Origin of the sequence: Parabacteroides sp. AF18-52 (assembly GCF_003479145.1) — a bacterium.
Classification (GTDB): Bacteria; Bacteroidota; Bacteroidia; order Bacteroidales; family Tannerellaceae; genus Parabacteroides; species Parabacteroides faecis.
Genome location: NZ_QUGR01000001.1, coordinates 64,673 through 88,203, shown reverse-complemented (window position 1 = coordinate 88,203; position 23,531 = coordinate 64,673). Strand labels below are relative to the sequence as shown.

The 23,531-nt window shown below is 44.2% G+C and carries 16 protein-coding genes; 4 read left to right on the top strand and 12 right to left on the bottom strand.

Going from position 1 to position 23,531, the window contains the following annotated elements:
* Positions 1–165: 165 nt before the first annotated feature.
* Positions 166–618, top strand: coding sequence for a YhcH/YjgK/YiaL family protein (locus DWX23_RS00315; protein WP_122352722.1), 453 nt, complete (start codon positions 166–168; stop codon positions 616–618).
* 95 nt (positions 619–713) lie between these two features.
* Here DWX23_RS00315 and DWX23_RS00310 read toward each other — a convergent pair whose 3' ends face one another.
* The 3 genes from DWX23_RS00310 to DWX23_RS00300 form a co-directional block, all read right to left on the bottom strand.
* Complete coding sequence (locus tag DWX23_RS00310; RefSeq protein ID WP_122372978.1) at positions 714–2,003, bottom strand: TolC family protein; 1,290 nt, start codon at positions 2,001–2,003, stop codon at positions 714–716.
* Between the two features lie 205 nt (positions 2,004–2,208).
* Positions 2,209–5,286 (bottom strand): efflux RND transporter permease subunit, encoded by a 3,078-nt coding sequence (locus DWX23_RS00305; RefSeq protein ID WP_122372977.1) that lies wholly within the window; start codon positions 5,284–5,286, stop codon positions 2,209–2,211.
* Positions 5,283–6,305, bottom strand: a complete 1,023-nt coding sequence (locus tag DWX23_RS00300; protein WP_122372976.1) for an efflux RND transporter periplasmic adaptor subunit — start codon at positions 6,303–6,305, stop codon at positions 5,283–5,285. Before DWX23_RS00300 ends, DWX23_RS00305 begins: the two co-directional genes overlap by 4 nt.
* Positions 6,306–6,469: 164 nt before the next feature.
* Here DWX23_RS00300 and DWX23_RS00295 point away from each other — a divergent pair, with 164 nt between their 5' ends.
* The gene (locus DWX23_RS00295) at positions 6,470–7,348 is read left to right on the top strand and encodes a helix-turn-helix domain-containing protein (protein WP_122352718.1); all 879 of its coding nucleotides are present in this window, start codon (positions 6,470–6,472) and stop codon (positions 7,346–7,348) included.
* 4 nt (positions 7,349–7,352) lie between these two features.
* On the opposite strand, the gene DWX23_RS00290 is transcribed toward DWX23_RS00295, so the two are convergent.
* Positions 7,353–9,737, bottom strand: coding sequence for a PAS domain-containing hybrid sensor histidine kinase/response regulator (locus DWX23_RS00290; RefSeq protein ID WP_122372975.1), 2,385 nt, complete (start codon positions 9,735–9,737; stop codon positions 7,353–7,355).
* A 269-nt stretch (positions 9,738–10,006) separates the two neighbouring features.
* Here DWX23_RS00290 and DWX23_RS00285 point away from each other — a divergent pair, with 269 nt between their 5' ends.
* Positions 10,007–10,891, top strand: coding sequence for an AraC family transcriptional regulator (locus DWX23_RS00285; RefSeq protein ID WP_122372974.1), 885 nt, complete (start codon positions 10,007–10,009; stop codon positions 10,889–10,891).
* A 13-nt stretch (positions 10,892–10,904) separates the two neighbouring features.
* Here DWX23_RS00285 and DWX23_RS00280 read toward each other — a convergent pair whose 3' ends face one another.
* Positions 10,905–11,813, bottom strand: coding sequence for a glycyl-radical enzyme activating protein (locus tag DWX23_RS00280; protein ID WP_122372973.1), 909 nt, complete (start codon positions 11,811–11,813; stop codon positions 10,905–10,907).
* An 83-nt stretch (positions 11,814–11,896) separates the two neighbouring features.
* Positions 11,897–14,335: a trans-4-hydroxy-L-proline dehydratase gene (gene hypD / locus DWX23_RS00275; RefSeq protein ID WP_122372972.1), complete on the bottom strand. Its 2,439-nt coding sequence runs from the start codon at positions 14,333–14,335 to the stop codon at positions 11,897–11,899.
* A gap of 326 nt (positions 14,336–14,661) precedes the next feature.
* Here hypD and DWX23_RS00270 point away from each other — a divergent pair, with 326 nt between their 5' ends.
* The gene (locus DWX23_RS00270) at positions 14,662–16,326 is read left to right on the top strand and encodes an AMP-binding protein (RefSeq protein ID WP_122372971.1); all 1,665 of its coding nucleotides are present in this window, start codon (positions 14,662–14,664) and stop codon (positions 16,324–16,326) included.
* A 139-nt stretch (positions 16,327–16,465) separates the two neighbouring features.
* On the opposite strand, the gene dapA is transcribed toward DWX23_RS00270, so the two are convergent.
* Genes dapA through cysN form a run of 6 tightly spaced genes read right to left on the bottom strand, consistent with a single transcriptional unit; the run spans position 16,466 to position 23,491 of the window.
* On the bottom strand, positions 16,466–17,359 hold the full coding sequence (dapA, locus tag DWX23_RS00265) for a 4-hydroxy-tetrahydrodipicolinate synthase (protein ID WP_122352712.1): 894 nt from the start codon (positions 17,357–17,359) through the stop codon (positions 16,466–16,468).
* A gap of 53 nt (positions 17,360–17,412) precedes the next feature.
* A complete protein-coding gene (locus DWX23_RS00260) occupies positions 17,413–17,934 on the bottom strand; it encodes a hypothetical protein (protein WP_122372970.1) in 522 nt (173 codons plus the stop codon).
* Positions 17,931–19,931 (bottom strand): NAD-dependent DNA ligase LigA, encoded by a 2,001-nt coding sequence (ligA, locus tag DWX23_RS00255; RefSeq protein ID WP_122372969.1) that lies wholly within the window; start codon positions 19,929–19,931, stop codon positions 17,931–17,933. The genes DWX23_RS00260 and ligA overlap by 4 nt, the downstream gene beginning before the upstream one ends.
* A gap of 2 nt (positions 19,932–19,933) precedes the next feature.
* Positions 19,934–20,893 (bottom strand): PCMD domain-containing protein, encoded by a 960-nt coding sequence (locus tag DWX23_RS00250; protein ID WP_122352709.1) that lies wholly within the window; start codon positions 20,891–20,893, stop codon positions 19,934–19,936.
* Positions 20,894–20,920: 27 nt separating this feature from the next.
* Positions 20,921–22,024, bottom strand: coding sequence for a sulfotransferase (locus DWX23_RS00245; protein WP_122372968.1), 1,104 nt, complete (start codon positions 22,022–22,024; stop codon positions 20,921–20,923).
* Positions 22,025–22,027: 3 nt separating this feature from the next.
* Positions 22,028–23,491, bottom strand: coding sequence for a sulfate adenylyltransferase subunit CysN (cysN, locus tag DWX23_RS00240; protein WP_122372967.1), 1,464 nt, complete (start codon positions 23,489–23,491; stop codon positions 22,028–22,030).
* Positions 23,492–23,531 lie beyond the last annotated feature (40 nt).

Here is a 23,531-nt window from a genome sequence, read left to right as displayed (position 1 = left end):
ATACAAATAAATCAGTTGCAACAAAGTTGCGGATTTTCATTACTCCTGATTAAGATATGTATAAATTTAATAGTTTTATTTGGTATCTTTGTCCTATTATTTAACAATCGGATACCCGATCTTTGTCAGACTAATTTACGAATGAATTTATAAATAAATACAGTTATGATACTTGACTCCTTGAATAACACAGAAAAAGTAGAGCGCTTACACCCTCTTTTCAAAAAAGCATTTGATTACATCAAAGAAACAGATTTTTCCAAAGTGGAAGATGGTAAATATGAACTGGATGGTTCCCGCCTGTTCGTCAGTGTGGTCAGTTTGACCGGTAAAGACAAAAATGATGCCGCTATCGAAACACATAAAAAATATATCGATATCCAGCTCCCCTTGTTAGGCGTGGAAAAAATCGGATGGAAGCCCGGTTGCGAACTGCAGGAAGAATCTATTCCTTACGACGAAGCAAAAGACATTGCCTTCTATGTAGATCGTCCTACCGCTTATACTAAAATCTATCCGGGACAATTCGCTGTTTATTTTCCGGAAGACGGACACGCTCCCGGCATCGGCGAAGGGAATATCCGTAAGGTGATCGTAAAAGTACAGGTAGAAGAATAATATTGCCAGATACGACAAAGCCGGTATTTTCCGAATAAAGATCGAGACAATCTTTAAGGGAAATACCGGCTTGCTTTTGTAAAGTTCTTATCTCGTCACTGCCCTGTTGCCTGCAAATACTGCGTACGTTTGATCAGGTAACTCGTATAATCGTCTGTGTATTGATCACGACTCTGCTGCAACAGCGACTGGGCATCCAGCAAATCGCTCAATGTTTCGGTCCCAGCCTGGTAATAGGCGGTACTGAGACGGACATTCTCCTCTGCCGTCGCGATTGATTCTTCCGAGAGTTTGACCTGCTTATAAGCTTCTTCCAGCTCGTTCCATAATTTCTGCATCTGCAACACAAGTTTCTCATTCGAATCCTGGCGGGTATATTCGGCAGCCTTCAACTGTAGTTTCTGCTTCCGGATAGCATGCGACCCTCCCCACCAGTCCGTAATCGGAATACTGACCGTAGCAAAGATCATCCCGAAAGAATGATCGGTATCCAGAATATTATGATACATATAACCGGCTCCTATACCCAACGACGGCAGGTTCTGGCCGACTTTCAGTTTATATTGCAGGCGGCTCGCCTCAACCTGTTTATCCAATAATTTATAACCCACAGTATTAGGCAGAGCCGCTATCGGATCGACCCGATAAGTTTCCGGTAACGGCAAAGGCTCCTGCAAATAAGAACGAACAAGGAAATCATCTTCCGCCACACCGATATACTGTGCCAATACCATTTTAGACAAACGCAGATTATTTTCTACCTTCAGCCGATCGCTGGCAACACTGTTCTTTTTCAGTTGTACCTGCAACAGTTCATTCCGGTTGGCAACACCGGCTTTTACCGAGGTTTCGACATCTTTATAAAGATTACCGACCAGCGATTCAATGATCCCGATCGTTTTCATCTTTTCCTGCAAAGAGACGTTCTGCCAGTAATATTGCTCGACCGTCAACAGTACCTCATTTTCCGATTGCTTCATCTGGTAACGGCTAACCTCTACAGCCAGTGCAGCCAGCTTGTTGCTGTTCCATATTTGTCCGCCGGCAAATACAGGCTGGACGGCAGTAACTCCTCCCATGACTCCGTTTTTCCCCAGTGTCATTTCCAGTCCCGGCATCAAGATCATTTCCGCCATTCCGTTGTCGGAAGCAAAAGCGCCTCCTGTTGCACTGACAGAAGGGAAGTATTTGGTAAATGCTTCCTTTCGGGTCTCTTGCGTCCCTTCCAGATCAAGACGGGCATTCTTCATCCGTGCATTATTCTCCAATGCCAACCGGCTGCATTCTTCCAGTGTAAGATGCTGTTGTGCATTCCCTGCAACCAGACACAAGGACAATAAACAAACCAAGCCAGGTATTCTATATCTTATTTCTCTTCTCAGCATATTCTATTTTTTTTATTATTTGATTCTATTCTTTTCCTCCCGATCTTTTATATTTTTGACCTAGGTAGAAAACGTTTTGCACCTAGGTCAAAAACGTTTTTCACCAAGGTCGTAAACGTTTAGCACCTGGGTCAAAAATATAGAAGATAAGGATGTTTTTATCAGGATATCTGCACTCTGCAGTTATCGGTTCTGCTATTTCCGGCTACTTATTCCCGAATATCTTCCAGTAGAATACCGGTAAGATGGTTACCGCCAGTATCATAGCAAAGACAGTTCCGGCACAGATCACGATTCCCATCGGCATCCAAAGGGAACTTTGGCTGATGATCATCGGAACTACTCCTACTGCCGTCGTAGCCGAAGTCAGGAAGATCGGGAGCATACGGCGTTTACCGGCATCGAAAGCGGCATCCTTCGGGGTGAAATGGTGATTGATCCTCAGATCCTGGGCATGCTCGAACATAATGATTGCATTGCGGACGATAATCCCCATCAGGCTGATCACTCCCAATACACAAGTCACACTGAAGGCCGTATCTGCCATCCATAATCCCAAAGAGGCACCGAACAGGCAAAGCAACAGAGAGGACAAAGCCGCCAGTGCCAGGCCGATCTTCTTGAAGTTGAACAGAAGAAAAAAGAAGATGATCACCACCGCAATCAGTAAACCGCGCAACAAGGGTTCGATAATCTCCAGGTCTGCTTCTTTCGCTCCGCCATATTCCATAGAGACACCCGCAGGAAGTATGGGTTCGATCTCGGCTTTTACAACTTTCTCGATCTTTTTCTGCATGCTGTTTTCCGTATATCCCCGCTTCACCTGTGCCATGACACTGATCGTACGGACACCGTTACGTCTCACAATCTGCCCTTCATTCCATCCGGCTTCTACTGTGGAGACCTGTCGCAGAGGGACACTTACACCCGGGACAGCCGTGGGGATATATTCGTCTTCTACCTGGTTGAAAGGCTGTTTCTCCTCCTTTTTATCCGCTTTCAAATGGACTGGCAGTGCATAATCGCCCTCCCAGACGGAACCGACCGACAAACCGTCGTAACGGATAGCCATATCGGCAGAGGCCATTGCTTTCGTAATTCCGAGGCGGGAAGCTTCTATCGGATCGAGCTTCACACGTATTTCGGGCTGCATCTCTTCATAGTTGGTGTGTATCCATTCCAGTTCATCTATTCCGCGCAAAGCCAGCATCATCGAATCGGCCGCCTGCTTCAGCAAAGCGATATCTTCGCCGGAAAAACGGATCTCCAATGGAGAAGACACATTCTGATAATCCAGTTGTTTGAACTTAACGTAGGCGTTCGGGAAATAATCGGCATAACGATCGGTATAATCGTCGAGAATTTCCACCGTTGCTTCCGGGGAAGCGGTATTGACAATGAACTGTGCATAATTCTTTCCTGCCAGATTGGGGGCATAGGTTGTCTGGAAACGGGGCGAAGCCATACCGACAAAAGAGGTGACGGAAAGGATACGTTCGTCTTTCTTCATAATGGAATAGAGACTGTCGCAAACCTCTGCCGTGCGGTGTAAAGGCGTTCCCTGCGGCAGATATATCTCCACGGCGAACTGGTCACGGTCGGCAACAGGCATCATGCGCTGATCCAGACGAGTCATCATCCATAAGGCAAGCAGAATGGAAAGCACACCTATCCCGATCGTTGTCTTTGGAAAGCGGAATGTCCATTTCAATGTTTTCTCGTAAACGGACTGGACTATATCCAATAGATTAAAGGTCGGTTTAGCTTCTTTTTCCTTCCGGTTGTGCAAACCTTTCTTTATCACGGCATATTCGAACAGCGGGATAAAGACCATGGCTATGACCAGTGAGATCATCAGTGAGATCGTGATCGTCCAGGGGAAATACTCGACAAAATCATACATCTGTCCCGTCATGGTAAACAATAGCGGGAAGAAGATGATACAGATACAAAGTGTCGCCAGGAAAATAGACCCGAAATAATCTTTTGCACTGGAGATGGCGGCATTCCAGCGGGACATTCCCAGATCCAGCTTCTCGAGATAAGCATCGATCACGATGATGGAGTTATCCACGATCATACCTAACACGACGATCAATGCAGCCAGTGTAACCGTATTCAGCGGAATGCCGGTAACATACATCACCCCTATCGAAATAAAAATACTGATCGGAATAGATGTTGCCGCTACGACTGCCGAACGGAAAGGGAACAGGATCATCATCACCAGAATAACGATGATGATAGAGACGAAAAGGTCGCGAATGAAAGAGGTTACCGACTCGTTCACCACCTTCGGCTGGTCGGCAATCCGGCGGATAGAGACACTGTCGGGCAACTCTTCCTGGAAAGAGGCCAGCACTTCATCAACCTGCCTGCCATATTCCACAATATTATTCCCCTCCCTCATTTCCATGGAGAGAATGATCGCTTTCTTTCCGTTATTGCTAATGTAGCTATCCGGTTCGGGATATTCACGGACAATCCTGGCGATATCCTTCAGGCGGATCATGTTGCCTTTATTATCGGAGTAAATGATCTGTTCGCCGATCTCCTTTTCCGAAGGATAGGAGACGGAGAAATGGAGAGGGATATCCAGTGATTCGCCTTTCGCCGTTCCGCCGGAGGTTGTGAAACCCTGTGTAAACAGAGTAGTAAGTAGCATCCTGCTATCCAACCCGTAAGCCGTCATTCTGTCTTTATCCAGATAGACTCCGATCTGTTCATTCTGTATTCCATAACGGCGGAGATTGGATACGGATTCGATACGGCGGAGGCGGTCTTCCAATGTCTCCAGATACCTTTCCAGTTCACGGTAAGTCTTGTCTTCCGATTCCAGAGTGATCAGCAAGGCAGACGTATCGCCAAAATCATCATTAGCAATAAGTGCCAATACACCGGCCGGCAATTGCGACTTGAAGTTCTGCAATCCCAGTTTGATCTTCGACCAGACTTCATCTTTATTGTTCACATCATCGTTCAACTCGACCATCACATATACCAAGCCGTCTCTCGACATGGAATAGGTTTTCTTCTTCTTTACTTCCTTAAAGGTGAAGAGATAGCGTTCGAGCGGCTTTGCCAGTTGTTCTTCCACTTCGGAAGAGGTGGCACCGGGATATACGCCCACTACAACACCTTGGCGGATAATAAATTCAGGAAATTCCTGTTTTGGCATCTTAACCAATCCGTATATGCCAAGCAATACCAGCAGAAAGATCAATAGCAACGTGATCTGGTTATAACGCATGGCAAGCTCTATGATTCCGCGTTTCTTTTTCATTGTACTTTCACTTTCATGTTCTCACTGATTTTCTGGTAACCTTCGGTAACGACCTGGTCGCCTTCTTTCAATCCGTTCGTTATTTCTATGCCGTCAGTGGTCAACGGGCCGGTTACAACCTGCCTTGCCTCTGCCCTTCCGTTATTTACACACCAGACGAAGTTGTTTCCTGTATGGGATATTTGTACGGCATTCACCGGGATAGAAATGACGGGAGACGCAGCATCATCCAACACGTTGACACGGCAAACCATTCCCGGCATCAACAATCCTTTGCCGTTATTCAGCTTGATCCTTGCATCATACGTATGGGAAAGCGGGTCGGCAACTACGCCTTTCTCCGTTATTTGTCCTTCAAAAGACTGGCCACCAAGAGCGGCAACAGTGATCAGGGCTTTCTGTTTATCCAACCTGGCAACTTCTTTTTCCGGTATAGCGATGCGGACATACACCTCGTTGATCTCCAATAAAGTAAGCACAGGAACTCCCGGTTGTACATTCTCACCCGGCTCGACAGTCCGTTTTCCGATCACACCGCTGAACGGGGCATACAAAGAAGCATCTTCCAGATTCTTCCGTGCAATACGTTCCATGGATTGTGCCTGCTGTAATTTACTCTGTACTTCCACCCATTTGATCTCGGGAAGACTTTTACTGTCATAAAGTATCTTCATTCGATCGCAGGCATCCTGTGCCTGAACCAGGGAAGCATGTGCCGCCTCATAAGAGTTTTGAAGCGTCGCCCGGTCGAGCGAGGCAAGAAGTTGCCCTTTATCCACCCGCTGGCCTTCCCTGACAAGTATTCTCTCGACATTCCCCATCACCTGGAAACTAAGGGAAGAGGCCGACATCTCTTCTACTGTTCCTACATAATATTGTTCTTTAACGGAACTCATATCTGTAATCCTGATAACCTTTACCGGGATTTCCCTTTCTGCCGTTCCTTTGTCCTTGCTTCCGGTGCAACTCAGCAGCAGAGATAATAACAAAAGGGTTCCCACGCAATTAACAATCTTCATATTATTCTATTCTTTGATTTGTACTACAAAATAAACAGTGCAAAAGTCGAGAGATTCTTTAGAATACAAAAGGTCTATTTGCTAATCGTATTGTTCTAAAAGTCGCTTACTCCGGGTTGATATTCCAATTCTTTTATGTATGTTTACAGTCAAATAGTAAAAAGATGGATAATACGACCGTACCTGTTATTGATTTCTCTTTTATAGAAAATCTGCCCGAGATAGATTATGTAGATAAAGACCTTGCCATATTCAATACGCTGGATCATTTTCCAATATTCGAATATCCCAGTCGTATTAAAGCAGCTGCTTTTGCTGTTTGCCTGAGTGGTTCTATCCGTATCAGCATCAATCTGGAAGAATATATTATTACCCAAAACACATTGGTGGTCATCTTACCGGAGCAGATAGTGCAACACTATGAACAAAGTGCCGATTTCAAAGGGGTATACCTGGGGGTATCGGAAGATTTTGTCAACAACATAACTCCTAACATACAAAATTTGCTCTCAGCCTTCTTTTACATCAAGCGGCATCCTTATACCATACTCACGAATGAAGAGTTGGAGGATCTGGTGGAATACCATGCAATCTTATGGAAACGGGTGAAAAATAAAGATCATGCTTATCAGCGGGAGGTCATACAAAATCTTCTGCTGGCTTTGTTCTACGATATTTGTGATATATTCCGTAAACATGAACCGCAACACACTAATAAGGTATCCAGAAAAGAAGAATTGTTCGAGAAGTTTATACAAACAGTGATGGAATATTATAAGGAGGAAAGAAGTCTTGGTTTTTACGCCGGTAAACTTTGTATTACTCCAAAATACTTATCCCTGATATCCAAAGATGTCAGCGGAAGATCAGCCGGAGAATGGATCGACCAGTATGTGGTACTGGAAGCAAAGACATTACTGAAATCGACCCGGATGAGTATCCAGGAGATTGCCGATGTGCTGAACTTTGCCAATCAATCTTTCTTCGGCAAATATTTCAAACACCATACCGGCATTTCCCCAAAAGAATATAGAAAAGTATAATCTCTTACAGATACGTGGATAAAACGCCCATCAACGCTTTAATATCGATCGGCTTCGCCAGATGATGGTTCATGCCGGCATTGAGGGCGTTCGCCACATCTTCGGAAAAGGCGTTGGCCGTCATAGCAATGATCGGTATATTTACAACATCCGTACGCGGAAGTTGTCGTATTTGGCGGGTTGCCTCATAACCGTCCATAATGGGCATTTGGATATCCATCAGGATCATCTGATAATAACCTTCAGCCGATTGCATCACCTTATCGACTGCATCCTGTCCGTTCACCGCCGTTTCAACCAAGACACCTGTGCTGCCGATGATTTCCTCGGCTATCTCACGGTTCAGGTCATTATCTTCCACCAGCAAAAGATGTTTCCCTGAATGATCGGCCTCTGAAAACTTAACAGGTTCAGTTACCTGACGTACTTCATCCTTTTCAAGGAATCTCCTCAATATCTGAAGTAATTTTGATTTGAAAAGAGGCTTAGCAACAAATCCATTAGCACCTGCCTTCCGGGCATCCGTCTCATATTCATCTATATCATAGGCCGACAGAATGATGATCGGGACGTCTGGTCCGACTGCCGATCTTATCTGCCGGGTAGTCTCGATACCGCTCATTCCCGGCATTTTCAAATCCATGATAACGGCAAAATAATCCTCCTTTTCTTTATGACGTTTCCTGGTTGCAGCCACCGCTTCACTACCGGAACAAACCCAATCGCTCTTCAGCCCGATTTCCGACAGACAATTACAGGTACTCAGACAAGCCGTTTTGTCATCGTCGACAACAAGCACAGACAATTCCGGTCGTTCTATCTTCTCATCAAAGGCTTTCTCATGGTATTTCAATGGCATGTGGATAGTAAAACGGGTGCCTTTTCCATATTCGCTCTCCACCTGGATATCGCCTCCCATCATCCGAATAATACTGTGACTGATAGCCATACCAAGCCCTGTTCCCTGAATACTGCTGATACCATGATCGTCAGCCCGTTCAAATGGCTGAAATATCTTATCCAGAAAATCAGGTTTCATACCTCTCCCGTTGTCTTCAAAGACGAACTCATAGTTGGCAATTCCATCATGGGGAGCCTTTTCTTCAATGCTAATCAGGATCTGCCCATTATCCGGCGTATATTTGATCGCATTGGATATAATGTTCATCAACACCTGTTTTATTCTTTGAATATCTCCTACTACGTTTTCATGATGTAATCCGCTGACATGGATATCCAGTTTGTGCTGCTTGTTCTTAATCTCCGATTGCATCATAACGATCAGATCCTGCAGAAGTTCACCGATATTAAACTCATCCTCCGATAGTTTCAAACGTCCGCTCTCTATCTTCGACATATCCAGAATTTCATTTATCAGGCTAAGCAACAGGTTTGACGCGCTCGTTATCTTTTTCAGGCAATCATGTACGCGTTCGTGGTCATCTACATGTGCTCCTGCAATAGCCGTCATACCCACGATCGCATTCATCGGCGTACGGATGTCATGACTCATCCGGGCAAGAAAATCAGATTTCGCCTGATTGGCCTTTTCTGCGAAATCGAGTGCATCCTTCAGAAGTTGAGACTGTTCCTCCAACTTCTTTTGTAACTCGCGTTGTTCCGTAATGTCCGTAATATCGATGTAAACGATAATATAGATGGATTCTCCGTTCACACAGCCGATACATTCGCCATTCAACTGAAACCAGGAATAGCTTCCGTTCTTATTTCTCGAACAGATAACAAAATGAACCGGCTCTCCTTTTTGCATCAAAGGAATATGCTCATCCAGAACTATCCTGCTTTTTTCCGTCAAATGAGAAAAAGTAGGAAAAGTGCTTATATTCTCTTTTTTGATACCGAAGAAACTCAAAAACTTATCATTCGCATCCAACAATCCCAGACTTCCATCCTTCCGTATTTTGTATTTAGCGATAAATCCGGGGATATTCTCATAAGCAATCGTTTGTTCGATACGTTTCTGCATCATATCATCCACATTTGTGATAACTGTGTATGCTATAGGGTGGCCGTTATAAACCTCTTCCGTAAAAGAGGCTGTTATTTTCGTCCAGATCAGGGAACCATCTTTACGTTCCATCTGGACAAATACATCATATCTGCTCTTGCCGGTTTCCAATGCATTTGTCACAGCCTCCACAATGGTATCCCATCCGGCTTTATTCCTTGCAAAAAACAAATCGCATTGGTTGTGGAATGTTGCTTCATATTCTTCTTTCGGATATCCAATCAAATCATAATAGAAGTCATTGGCCCATAAGACCGTAAAATGTTCATCCACCAAATGTTTGCTGACACTTACTCCCATCGTACACATCAACAAATTATAATCTCCATCTACCTCCGGTTGCAAAAACTGTTCTTCCATGATACTTCTATCTCTCAATGATTATTCTTTATTACGTTACATCTCTTTTCATACCGGAACCTTAATAATTGACTTTGGCGTCCGGTAGTTGCCGCTTATATTCGTCTGTCATATAAGTTTTGTGAAGATGAATCGATACTTTTTACAAAGTAACAATTATTGGTAGCAACTAACAAATCCATTTTTTCTTTTATATGTTCTATTCTTTCTCTCATAACATTTGTTTTTCAAATAATATTTATATTTGATGCAAAAACTAATCGACAGAAATGGATAAACAAATTATCAGCATCGATTCGCCAACCGATTTCATTGTCGGCAAATATGTATCCTCCGATGAACTCAAACAATATATGAATGCGCCTTACAAAATTAAAGCAGGGGTCTTTATCCTCTGCATGGAAGGATATATACGCACTACTATAAACCAATCCGAATATACATCGACACGTCATCATGTTACGACATTGATTCCCAATTCTTATTTACAGATCCACGAAATGTCAGAAGAGATATTAATCTATTTTGTGGCTTTTTCCTCTGATTTTATGGGATACGTTAACTTTGTGAGAAGTACGATGAACTGCCTATCGGTTATCTATAAGAATCCGGTTATCCCCATTTCCCAGGAGATGTCTTGTCTTTTTGCTACTTTCTACGATCTCTTGTTCCAGTACGCCATATACCCCAATATTCTGAACAACAAAGAGATGATAAAAGCCATTTTTACAATGTGCAGCCAGGGTATTGTTGAATTATATAATAGTAATCAACTCCTGGAAAAAAGAGAATTGACCCGGTACACCGAAATATACCAGGATTTCATGAATCTGGTCCTAAAACATTATACGACGGAGCATAACGTCACATTCTATGCAGACCAACTTGGACTGACACCTCCTTATTTCTCCACATCGATCAAAAAGGCGATCGGACAAACACCTCTTGAAGTCATTACTCAAATAATTATCATGGATGCCAAAGCCCAACTGAAAGGGACAAACCTGGAAATCAAGAAAATAGCCATGGGACTTGGTTTCAACAATCTGTCTTTCTTTAACCGATTCTTCCGGCAACATGTAGGAATGACTCCTCAGGAATACAGAGGAAAAACATATACTTATTCATATTATCAGAAAGATCCCAGTAAATAAATACGTTTACTGGCTATCCGCCTACTATAACATCTATTCCATAACGATTAAATATATCTGTACATCGCTGTACAGTTTCTTCTGAAGGTGTCGCCATCGGATACCGGTTCGGATTGTATGTCGTACCTAATTTATCATGTTTATTTTTTCCGATATCATGGTATAACAATAAATTTACTGTACGGTGTTCCCAGGGTAAGGAAGAGAGAAAAGCGGCCGCTTGTACCATATTCTCTTCATCGGCATTGATACCTTCGATCAGTGGGATACGGATATGGAACTTATAACCGGCTTCTGCTATCAGGCGTAAGTTAGAAAGAATCAATTCATTAGGGACACCACAATAAAGCTTATGTTTAACCGTATCCATTTGTTTGAGATCTACCAGAAATAGTTCGGAATGCTCCATTACCTCCCTGACTATTTCCGGTCGGGCAAACAATGTCGTATCGACGGCACGGTGAATACCCAACTCTCCGCAACGCCTGAGCAATTCCAGCAGCATCTCCGGATGTAATAACGGTTCCCCACCACAGAAAGTAACACCTCCCTCCGACCGATCCATGAAAACCGTTTCCTTCCCGATCTCTTTCATCAGGTAATCGATGGAATATTCTGTTCCGGATATCTCCATTGCCATCGCCGGACAGACTTCCGCACAAGTACCGCACAGGTCACAAAGAGACCGATCGGTCACGATTCCTTCAGAAGTCCATGTCAATGCCTTTTGCGGACAAGCTTTCACGCAAGTGTTGCATCCTATACATTTCTTCTTTGTATACAGTTTCTGTTTCCGGCAGGATAATCCCTCCGGGTTATGGCACCACACACAGGAAAGCGGGCATCCTTTCATAAAAATAGTTGTTCGGATGCCCGGCCCGTCATTTATTGCATAACGCTTTATGTCGAATATCAATCCCATTTTTCAGTTGACAATTGACAGTTGACAATTGACAGCTTTAAGGTGTTTTACCTGTCAACTGTCACTTGTCAACTATCAACTAATTAAAAGTTATCCTGCTCCGTACGGGCAATCACATCTGCCTGCAGGTCTGCATTCATATCATTAAAATAATCGCTATAACCGGCCACACGCACCAACAAGTCTCGATAATCTTCCGGACATTTCTGGGCAGCATATAACGTTTCCGTATCCACGATATTGAACTGGATATGATGTCCTCCCAAAGCAAAATAACTGCGAATCAAGGATGCCAGTTTGGAAATATCCTCCTCCCGTTTCAAGAGGCTCGGGAGGAAACGCTGATTCAGGAGAGTTCCTCCACTCTTTACCTGGTCCAGTTTTCCTAATGATTTGACAACGGCAGACGGTCCGTGCGTATCGGCACCATGAGAGGGAGATGTCCCGTCGGAGATCGCTTTCTCCGCCAAACGTCCGTTAGGAGTCGCTCCCATTACTTTTCCGAAATAAACATGACAAGTGGTCGACAGCATATTCAGATGGAAACATTCCCCCTTCGTATTCGGTTTTCCTTCAATAGTATCATACAGGTCATTAAAAACTTTAATAGCAATAGAGTCGGCATAATCATCATCGTTACCAAAGAAAGGCGTACGATTCAAAATCGTTTGACGCATCACTTCCGCACCGGCAAAATTGTTAGCCATCGCTTTCAGCATCTCGTCCATAGAGAAACGCTTATCTTCGAACACATGTTTCTTTAAAGAAGAAAGACTGTCGGTAATCGTTCCCAAACCGGTACATTGTATATAAGTAGTATTGTAACGCGGACCACAATTATAGTAATCACGTCCCTTGGCAATGCAATCGTCAATAAACAGAGAGAGGAAGGTTGCCGGAGCATATTTGGCAAACATACGGTCGATATAATTACTGACACGCATCTTCATATCCACAAAGTACCGAAGCTGTTTCATAAAGGCAGCATACAGATCATCATAATCTGCGAAATTGCGCGGATCACCGGTTTCCAGTCCTACTTTACGACCCGAAACCGGATCAACGCCATTATGAAGTGTTACTTCCAGTATCTTCGGCACATTCAGATATCCAGTCAATACATAGGCCTCTTTACCGAAAGCACCCACTTCAATACAACCACTGCAACCTCCTTCCCGGGCATCCTGCAACGACTTTCCCTGCCGCATCAATTCCTGGATATACACATCCGGATTAAATACGGAAGGATAACCATGCCCCTGACGGATCACTTTACATCCGGCACGCAGAAAACGTTCCGGCGTACGGGAGCTGATATGAATAGCACTACCCGGTTGCAGGATATGCAGTTCTTCGATCGTTTCCAGCATGATATAGGATACTTCGCTTACTCCGTCGCTACCATCGGCTTTCACGCCTCCGATATTCAGGTTGGTGAAATCATTGTACGTTCCGCTTTCCTTAGCAGTTATACCGACTTTCGGGGGAGCCGTATGGTTGTTTACCTTGATAAAGAAACACGACATCAACTCTTTGGCTTCGGCACGGGTAAGTGTCCCGGCTGTTATTTCCTTCTCATAGAAAGGTGTCAGATGCTGATCGAAATGCCCCGGATTCATGGCATCCCACCCGTTTAGTTCGGTTATGGTTCCGAGATGGACAAACCAATACATCTGTATAGCTTCCCAATAAGTACGCGGAGCATGTGCCGGAACCCAACGACAGACATCTGCAATCTTACGCAATTCAGCTGCCCGTACCGGATCTTTCTCCGTCATTGCCATCTCATCAGCCAGGTCGGCATGACGTTCGGCAAATAAGATAGCGGCATCACAGGAAATAGACATCGCTGTCAGTTCTTCCTGTTTATCTGTCGCTTCCGGGTCGTTCATGAAATCCAGATCAGCCAATTCTCCGGCTATCCGTTCCTTCAGGTCAAGCAAACCATATTGATATACTTTACCGTCGAGTGCCGTATGTCCCGGAGCACGCTGTTCCATAAACTCAGTGAACATGCCGACCTCATAGGCTTCTTTCCATTCTTTCGGAACATGGCTGAAAATACGTTCCCGTTGTGTACGGCCTTTCCAATAGGGAATGACTTCACGTTCATATGTATCGATATCTTCCTGGCTGATCGTATAACGTTGCAAATCACGGGTATTCAACACATGCAGATCCTCTACGCTATGGCAGGTCAGCTCCGGAAAAGTAGGAACAGCTTTCGGTGCCGGACCACGTTCACCCACGATCAGTTCGTCCTTACCGATATAAATAGTCTTATGCCTGCATATTTCCAGAAAGTTCAACGCCCGCAGTATCGGGATAGGATATTTGCCATAGTTTTCTTTATAGAAACGGGTCTCGATCAGTGCCCGTTCAATGGATAAAGAAGGTTCGGCTTCGAAAGAAAGCCGGCGTAACCGTTTGATACGGTCGTTCATACCATAAGCATTTGCTTCCACTGCAGGAGCAAAATTAGAGGCACTCTTAGGTACACGCTGAGCTGTTGTCGTACTCATTTTGAATGGTTTATTTATTCGTGCATACACTATACACTACTACGCACAGAGACACACAGTATTTTTAAAGAAATAATTAAGAATAACAAAAGAATTTACCGCACCACAGGCGGCAATACCCGGGAGAGAGAAAATTGTTTAAAGATAGAACATCAAACAATTGAAAAGTTTTCTGTAACCTTTTATAACCATATTATTTACATAGTGTTACACTGACATCGCAAACATAAATACTTTTAAGGAATAAACAAAATTATTGCATCCGTATTTTTAGTATATTTGCAACAATCAATTTGTTTTCATGGTTATTCAATAAACATATCTTCATGGAAAATCGTTTCTTAGGACTTATCGAGAACAGCATCAAGGAACATTGGGACCTCCCCGCTTTCTCTGATTATAATGGACATACATACCATTATAAAGATGTGGCCCGTCGTATAGAAAAATTTCATATAATACTCGAACATGCAGGGATCAAGAAAGGAGACAAAGTCGCTTTGGTCGGGCGTAACTCGTCCAACTGGGCAATCTGTTTTTTCGGAATCCTGGCGTATGGAGCCGTAGCCGTTCCCATCCTGCACGAGTTCAAGCCGGACAACATCCATCATATCGTCAACCATTCGGGAGCCAAAGCTGTTTTGGCCGGTGCCAACAACTGGGAGAACATGAACGAACAGATGATGCCCGACGTCAAACTGTTCATGATGCTGGATAATTTTTCCATCATCAAAAGTAAGAACAAGGATGTACGGATGGTCCGTGACAGGATCAATGAATATTTCGGAAAGAAATATCCCCGCTCATTCACCTCCTCAGATGTAAAATATCATGCTGAACAACCGGAAGAACTGGCTGTTCTGAATTATACATCGGGAACAACAAGTTTCTCCAAAGGTGTTATGATCCCTTATCGTAGTTTATGGAGCAATACACAATTTGCTTACGATAACCTGCCGTTCATTCATCCGGGAGATAGCGTGGTCTGCATGCTACCGATGGCACATATGTACGGACTGGCTTTCGAGATACTGAATTGTGTAAATAAAGGTTGTCATGTACATTTCCTGACACGTACGCCCAGTCCGAAAATCATTGCCGAAGCTTTTGCCCGCGTGAAGCCGGCATTGATACTTGCCGTACCTCTTATTATTGAGAAAATCGTTAAGAATAAGATATTCCCTGAACTGGAAAAGCCTCTTATCAAGCTATTGCTTAAAGTCCCTTATCTCGATCAGAAAGTTCTCGACACGATTGCAAAGAAACTGAACGATTCGTTCGGCGGTAAATTCGGCGAAGTGGTTATTGGCGGTGCAGCTTTGAATAAAGAGGTGGAAGAGTTCCTGCGTTCGATTAAGTTCCGCTATACGGTAGGTTATGGTATGACGGAATGCGGACCGTTGGTTGCTTACGAGCAATGGGATACTTTCAAGAAAGGCTCCGTCGGCCGGATTGTCGACCGGATGGAAGCACGTATCGACTCTGCCAATCCTACTAATGAAGTTGGTGAAATCTTGGTTCGTGGCATGAATGTGATGTTGGGATATTATAAGAATCCGGAAGCAACCAAAGCCGTTATGATGCCCGACGGATGGATGCGGACCGGCGACCTCGGAACGATCGACTCCGATGGATTTCTGTACATTCGCGGACGCAGTAAAACAATGATACTGGGTCCGAGCGGACAGAACATTTATCCGGAAGAGATTGAAGACCGGTTGAATAATATGTTATATGTAGCTGAATCACTGATCATCTCTCAGGGGGGTAAACTGGTTGCTTTGATCTATCCGGACTGGGAACAGGTCGATAAGGCAGGTATCCAGCATTCTGAAATAGAAAAACTGATGCAGCAGAATGTAGACCAACTGAATGCAGAAATGCCTTCGTACAGCAAAGTCTCCTGTTTCAAGTTATATCAGGAAGAATTTGAAAAGACACCGAAACGCAGTATAAAACGATATCTGTATCAGCCTGCGGAAGAAAATTAATTATTCCAAAGGTGATCAATGAAAAAGCGGTGACACCGGATTTATTTACCGGAGCCACCGCTTTTCCTTTATTTATCAACAGATTACTTTCTTTTCAATCTTATGACTATTTTCTGAAAATAATCAGCAATTCGACTTATCAGCATTTAATGCTTAATTCGCGTAATACGTCCCGAATCTTTTCAAAGGTCGTAATACGTGTCGGAACCAGCGGCAAACGCAATTTGTTTTCAATAAAGCCCATTGCATTCAACATACTTTTAGCTCCGGCAGGATTACCATCTACAAACAGCAGTTCGAATAACTCGGTGAAGCGATGATGTATAGTCCGGGCATGATCATAATCTCCGGCCAACGCCAAACGCACCATGCGGCTGAATTCACGCGGGAAAGCATTACCGATAACAGAGATGACACCGATAGCTCCTAACGTGATCAACGGGAATGTGATACCATCGTCACCCGAAATAACATTGAAATTAGCAGGTTTATTTTTGATAATATCATCCATCTGCGTGATATTTCCGGAAGCCTCTTTCACAGCAATCACATTCTTGAACTCACGTGCAATGCGAAGCGTCGTGGCAGCAGTCATATTCACACCTGTTCTTCCCGGTACATTATATAACACGATCGGAAGTTTTGTTGCTTCGGCAATAGCTTTGTAATGCTGATAAATCCCTTCCTGTGAAGGTTTATTATAATAAGGCACGACAGACAGGATCGCGTCGATACCATCAAAGTTATCATTCTTTAATTTCTCAACAATCGTACGGGTACAGTTACCGCCGAGACCTAAAACAATAGGTATACGACCATTCACTTTCGTTACGACAAGGCTGATAATTTTCTTTTTTTCTTCTTCAGTGAGGGTTGGAGTTTCCGCTGTAGTTCCTAACACTACCAGATAATCGGTTCCGTTCTGCACCTGGTAATCAACCAGTTTGCCTAACGCATCATAATCCACACTTTCGTCTTCTTTAAAGGGAGTGATCAAAGCCACACCCATTCCTTTCAAATTTATGTCTGCCATGGGGAAAATATTCCTTTTTTGTTATTTAGCACTGCAAAAATAACGAAATTATATCATTTGGAGCGGATTGTTTGCAAATAAAATAATATATGTCCGAATATATGCTTTATATCAGCGTTTTCTGTCACTGAAATAGTAAGATCGTATAAATCAAGTTCACTGCTCCTTGCCCCGACTTTGAAAGTTCCGGGATGCTTCAACAACAAATACTGCATGGCATAATTATCCCCTCGTGTAAGGTCGATAAGTATATCCGCATCACATGAACAGAACTTCTTCTCTATTTCATCCACAGGCATATACCACATATCCAGATCTGTTTTTGCATGGATGACCATATAGGACGGATCCATTTCAGGAACCGTATCTCCGGAAACATAGACACAAGCTTTTGTATTCTTCTGCTGCGAGCGTAATGTTTCCAGGCAAGGCTCGACAATATCCTTATCCTCGACATTGAACAATACCAGGATATGGCGTGCATCCTTCAAAGTGCAGAAATGACTCTGACGCTTTCCGGCCTGCTCTGCCAGTTCTTTTACTTTTTTACGGATGAAATGGTTCGTCAGTCTCATTCTGCCAACATATTTAAGAATTCATTCTCATTGATAATCTTTACTCCCAGCTTGGCTGCTTTTTCCAGTTTTGCCGGACCCATATTTTCTCCGGCAAGGATATAATCCGTTTTGCCGGAAACAGAACCGCTGTTCTTGCCGCCATGCTGTTCAATCATCGCTTTATATTCATCACGCGAATGTTGTGAGAAAGTTCCGCTGATCACGATCGTCAAACCTTTCAACTTGTCAGAACGATTTGCCAGTACTTCTTCCGCCACCGCCATCTGTAATCCGGAAACCTGCAGACGGGCAACCAATATGCGATTATCCTCGTCGGCAAAATAATCCACTACACTGCGTGCGATACGTTCGCCGATCTCATCCACTTCCGTCAATGTCTCCAACGATGCTTCCTGTAATTGCTGCATCGAATGAAATGCAGAAGCCAAACGTTTCGCTACCGTCTCACCTACATAACGGATACCTAATCCGAACAATACCCGTTCAAACGGAACCTGCTTGGATTCCTCCAGGCTGGTCATCAGATTACGGGCACTTTTCTCCGCCCAACGTTCCAAACGCAACAAGTCTGTCATCTGCAATGTATACAAGTCTGCCACGTTTTTGACCAAGCCTGCATCATACAGATCCTCCACTGTCTCGGGTCCCATGTTTATATTCATTGCCCGTCGGGTAACGAAATGTTCGATACGACCTTTTATCTGGGGAGGACAACCGGATTCATTCGGACAGTAGTGAGCCGCCTCTCCTTCGGGACGGTACAAAGGTGTACCGCATTCCGGACAAGTCTTGATGAAAGTGACCTTCGCCCCCAACAACATCGAACGGGAATCGACATCGACACCCACGATCTTGGGGATGATCTCTCCTCCCTTCTCTACATATACATTATCTCCCAGATGCAAATCCAGACCTTCTATGATATCCGCATTATGCAAAGAGGCACGTTTCACGGTCGTTCCGGCAAGCAATACAGGCTCCAGGTTGGCTACCGGAGTAACCGCTCCCGTTCGTCCTACCTGGAAAGAGACAGAGTTCAGACGGGTTACCGCCCGTTCTGCCTGAAATTTATAAGCGATCGCCCAACGAGGACTTTTAGCTGTGAATCCCAGATTCTTCTGCTGGCGAAGCGAATTTACTTTCAGAACGATACCGTCTGTTGCTACCGGCAGATTTTTCCGTTCCACATCCCAATAAGCAATGTAGTCAAAAATATCCTGCAAGCTATTGCACTTACGGATAACATCAGGTATTTTGAATCCCCAGGTACGGGCCATCTGTAAGTTTTCATAATGGCCTTCGGCGGGAAGGTTTTCCCCCAGCAAATAATAGAAATAAGCATCCAGCTTACGTGAAGCCACAATAGCCGGATTCTGCTGTTTCAATGTCCCTGACGCGGCATTACGGGGATTGGCAAAAAGCGGTTCTTCCTGTTCTTCGCGTTCTTTGTTCAGACGGCCGAATTCCGCCCACGGAAGTAATATCTCACCACGAATCTCAAAATTAGCAGGGTAATTCTCTCCGCGCAATTTTAAAGGGACAGAACGGATTGTCTTTACGTTCGCCGTCACATCATCTCCACGGGTTCCGTCACCACGGGTAACGGCACGCACCAGACGTCCGTTCTCATAGATCAACGAGATGGAAGTTCCGTCATATTTCAGTTCGGCAACAATCTCAAAAGGCTCGTTCAAAGCACGTTCCGTCCGCTCATAGAAATCACGTATCTCTTCTTCGGAATAGGTATTCCCCAAAGAAAGCATCGGATACTGATGAACAACCTGTTCAAACTCCTTCGACAGGTCGCTTCCCACCCGTTGCGTAGGTGAATGCGGATCGGCAAATTCAGGATGAGCTTCCTCCAATGCCTGTAACTCTTTCATCTTCTCATCAAACTCACGGTCTGATATAGTCGGTGCGGAAAGCACATAATAATTGTAATTATGTTGCTCCAGCTCATCACGAAGTGCTTTAATCTTTGCCTCTACTTCCATATTTAATATACCAGTTTTACATTATCAATCCAGAACGTATTTCCGGGAGAACCGATATAGGCCCCTCCATGACTGGAAGTGAACTGCAGAACCATATGCGTCGGTTCTTCATTTTCTTCCGCCCAGCCGATCTCCTGGATAGGGACACTCTTTCCCTGGCTGTTCATCGTATAACGTTCTTCAACCTGTATGCGCATGTACGGTTTGTAATCGGAATGGGAAGAAATATCTCCATACATGATCGGATAAGTAGCATCGTTCACCCAACCGTCTGTCGACGATACATAACGCTGCACCATGGTTCCGACACGTTTGGCATATACATTTCCTTCCTTATCCTCCCAACGTTTCTGCAAAAACAAGATGGCAGCGATAGAATCCTGCCCCGCCACTTTCGACTTACGGCTGAATCCCGTACTACGGATACGATCTTTTTCAGGTGCCGCCTTGATCTTATAATCAAAACGGATTGCTTTCGGTTTTTTTGTAAAAGGAACACCACTTCCCAGCATACTCTGCGGATTCTTCGTTCCTTTAATCGGTTCATGCACTGCACCCAGAAAAACAGAACCGGCTGCAACCACCTCGATATCGACCAGACCGAGCACCTTCACACTTTCCATACGGGTCTCCAATCGGGCACACCAGCCATCATCTCTTCTTTCAGGGAAAACAGAGGTATTCGTCTTTACAACCCCGGCCACTTTCGCCATCACATTGGAGTTCGCCCACGGTGAACCTCCCCGGTTATGATAAGCGATATTACCGACAATCGTATCGGTCGGTCCCAGTTCATAAAGATACTTTTTGTTTCCACCGATGATTCCCGATTCCTGAATCTCACGGACAACCCATTGATCCATATCTCCAAACGCAAAAGGAACAACCTTTTCCTGTCCGGTCATCGTGGATAGCTGACTGCCCGCAAACAAAAATAATAATATATTCTTTATAGAATTCATAAGCTTTGCTTAAAAGTTGAAAGAATATTATAAAGAATATCCCCACTCTTTCAGAGCCATTCCCCAGTTCTCTTCCACGATCTTCACCGTACGGTCATCGTATTTGTACTGGTTCTTTTTATATCCCTTCTTCTTACCCAGATATTTTCCGATCTCGTCTTTTGACGCTTCAAAACCCGGCAGGTTTAATTTACGGTAAATATCTTCGGTCATGGCATAAGCATCCTGTTCGAAATCCTCGAACTTAACTTCCACCAGATTTCCTTCAGGGATCAGCCCTTTCTGTTCTTCAAATTTGTAAAACAAGCGGCGGTATACTTCAATAAGATTGCTTTCAATCTGTTCATTAGTGATATCCTGCAAACGAAGCGGCTGTATTGTATTTGTAAAGAAACTGCGTGTACTTTCAAATACGGTATAAGGATTACGCTTCAAATAAATAAATTTAGCATTTGGAAACATCTCCAGCAATGTCTTTACGCGTCCGGTATGTGGCGGGTTCTTACTCAGAAACTGAGAACCATGCGTATTCCAGAGCGATATCTTGACAAGCTTTAGGAATGTTTCCTTAAAAATTTCCAGTTCATGCGCTGTAACATTGTCAAACAAAAGATACCGGTCGCAATACTCCAGCATATGCTTCGGGAAAAACCAGAAATTATAATAAGTGTACGGCATCATATTTGCCAGTGCAAACTCTTCTTCCTGCGGAAGGTCGACCTTCAACTCCATATTGTCGGTAGGACGTTTGTCGGGCATCAGGAATGACATATTCTTCTTAAAGAAAGGCTGCCCCCAAAGCATCAGATTCGGAAATACCGTCTGATAAGTCGTATTGTAGCCGAAATGCTTGTCACACGAAAACACATTGTGTACAAATGTCGTACCACTTCGCCAATGGCCCAGAATAAATACCGGGTCCATTTCCAGCGGTTTGTCCGCGATCTTGCGATAACGGGCATCTTCGAAAGGTTGCAGTAAACTAAGCAGACGGCATACCGATTTTGTCAGATAATACTTGTTACGAAAACCTTTATCGATCGTTTTATCGGCTGTCACAGCCTTGAATGTCTTCCAGTCCGCACCAACCAGCGTATTGATTGGCAATTTATCAAATTCCAGCAACCCCATAAGTTATTTCTTTTCAGTTATACATTTCACAGGAACGCCCTGGCGTCCTAATTCTTCACATATCGTACGAATGGCATCGTAATGCTCTTCACCTATACCCAATTCCGGCAGATTCAATACAGCCAAAGCATCCTCCGTAACCATGTCTTTGGCATCCACCCGGTCGATGATCATTCCGACAGCCGACGTGTTATTGGTTATCGGATCGATCAGGATAAATGCTCCTGTCTGCTTATTCTTCTGATAAGGATCGAAGAACAACTCTTTACCGGTAGTGAAAACGACACGAGCGATCTCGTTCAGTTTCATAGGCAAACTCTCAATAGTCAACTGTCCATTATCAACGGACAACTGTTCCATTGTATTGACATTCACCTTATAACGGATACTATCTACACGGGCACGCGTTAGATTCGTCGTGTGTTTGATATAGAACTGTTTGGACATGTCCATCGCTTCTTCATCCATCCATACGAGCATGGCTTCGAAGTTACGGTCTCCCATCGGCAAATTATCCGGATGTACCAGCATTTCGCCACGCGACACGTCTATTTCATCTTCCAGCGTAATGGTAACGCATTGGGGCGGGAAAGCATAATCCAGTTCGCCATCATACGTCACGATACTTTTTACTTTCGATGTTTTGCGTGAAGGCAAAGCCATAACCGTATCTCCTTTACGGATGATACCGCTGGATACTTTTCCACAGAACCCACGGAAATCCAGGTTCGGACGCAATACATACTGTACCGGATAGCGGAAATCCTCGAAATTGCGATCCTGGTCGATAGGCACTGTTTCCAGAAAATCCAGTAAAGAAGGACCGCCATACCAGGGAGTACGGTCGCTCTTATCCACTACGTTATCACCGTCCAGGGCGGAAAGTGGAATACAAGTGATATCCGGGATATTCAGCGGAGCCACGAACTCTTTATAGTCGGATACGATCTGATCGAATATCTGTTTGTCAAAATCGACCAGGTCCATTTTATTCACAGCCAATACAACATGCTTGATACCCAGCAAAGACACCAGATAAGTATGGCGACGTGTCTGTGTGATCACACCGGTACGGGCATCGACCAGAATAATAGCCAGGTTGGCTGTCGAGCCACCAGTTATCATGTTGCGGGTATATTGTTCATGCCCCGGAGTATCAGCAATGATGAACTTACGGTTATTCGTACTGAAATAACGGTAAGCCACATCGATCGTAATCCCCTGCTCACGCTCTGCTTTCAGGCCGTCCAGCAATAGAGCATAATCGATATGATCGCCGGCATTTCCCATACGCTTACTGTCGCGTTCGAGTGCATCCAACTGATCCTCGTATATTTTTTTACTGTCAAACAACAGACGTCCGATCAAAGTCGATTTACCGTCGTCCACCGAACCTGCTGTAAGGAAACGAAGCAAATCCTTCTGCTCGTCCCTGTCCAGGAATTCTTTTATATTTAATGTTGCCATAGTTTTATGAGTTGACAATTGACAGTTGACAGTTGACAGA

Bases quoted from the DNA above. Each gene is read 5' to 3' on its own strand.
- ligA (WP_122372969.1), bottom strand. From the start codon at position 19,931: ATGGAAGTAGAGGCAAAGATTAAAGCACTTCGTGATGAGCTGGAGCAA.
- DWX23_RS00305 (WP_122372977.1), bottom strand. From the start codon at position 5,286: ATGAAAAAGAAACGCGGAATCATAGAGCTTGCCATGCGTTATAACCAG.
- cysN (WP_122372967.1), bottom strand. From the start codon at position 23,491: ATGGCAACATTAAATATAAAAGAATTCCTGGACAGGGACGAGCAGAAG.
- DWX23_RS00280 (WP_122372973.1), bottom strand. From the start codon at position 11,813: ATGGGATTGATATTCGACATAAAGCGTTATGCAATAAATGACGGGCCG.
- DWX23_RS00310 (WP_122372978.1), bottom strand. From the start codon at position 2,003: ATGCTGAGAAGAGAAATAAGATATAGAATACCTGGCTTGGTTTGTTTA.
- dapA (WP_122352712.1), bottom strand. From the start codon at position 17,359: ATGGCAGACATAAATTTGAAAGGAATGGGTGTGGCTTTGATCACTCCC.
- DWX23_RS00290 (WP_122372975.1), bottom strand. From the start codon at position 9,737: ATGGAAGAACAGTTTTTGCAACCGGAGGTAGATGGAGATTATAATTTG.
- DWX23_RS00260 (WP_122372970.1), bottom strand. From the start codon at position 17,934: ATGAGACTGACGAACCATTTCATCCGTAAAAAAGTAAAAGAACTGGCA.
- DWX23_RS00300 (WP_122372976.1), bottom strand. From the start codon at position 6,305: ATGAAGATTGTTAATTGCGTGGGAACCCTTTTGTTATTATCTCTGCTG.
- DWX23_RS00250 (WP_122352709.1), bottom strand. From the start codon at position 20,893: ATGAATTCTATAAAGAATATATTATTATTTTTGTTTGCGGGCAGTCAG.
- DWX23_RS00295 (WP_122352718.1), top strand. From the start codon at position 6,470: ATGGATAATACGACCGTACCTGTTATTGATTTCTCTTTTATAGAAAAT.
- DWX23_RS00315 (WP_122352722.1), top strand. From the start codon at position 166: ATGATACTTGACTCCTTGAATAACACAGAAAAAGTAGAGCGCTTACAC.
- DWX23_RS00270 (WP_122372971.1), top strand. From the start codon at position 14,662: ATGGAAAATCGTTTCTTAGGACTTATCGAGAACAGCATCAAGGAACAT.
- DWX23_RS00245 (WP_122372968.1), bottom strand. From the start codon at position 22,024: ATGGGGTTGCTGGAATTTGATAAATTGCCAATCAATACGCTGGTTGGT.
- hypD (WP_122372972.1), bottom strand. From the start codon at position 14,335: ATGAGTACGACAACAGCTCAGCGTGTACCTAAGAGTGCCTCTAATTTT.
- DWX23_RS00285 (WP_122372974.1), top strand. From the start codon at position 10,007: ATGGATAAACAAATTATCAGCATCGATTCGCCAACCGATTTCATTGTC.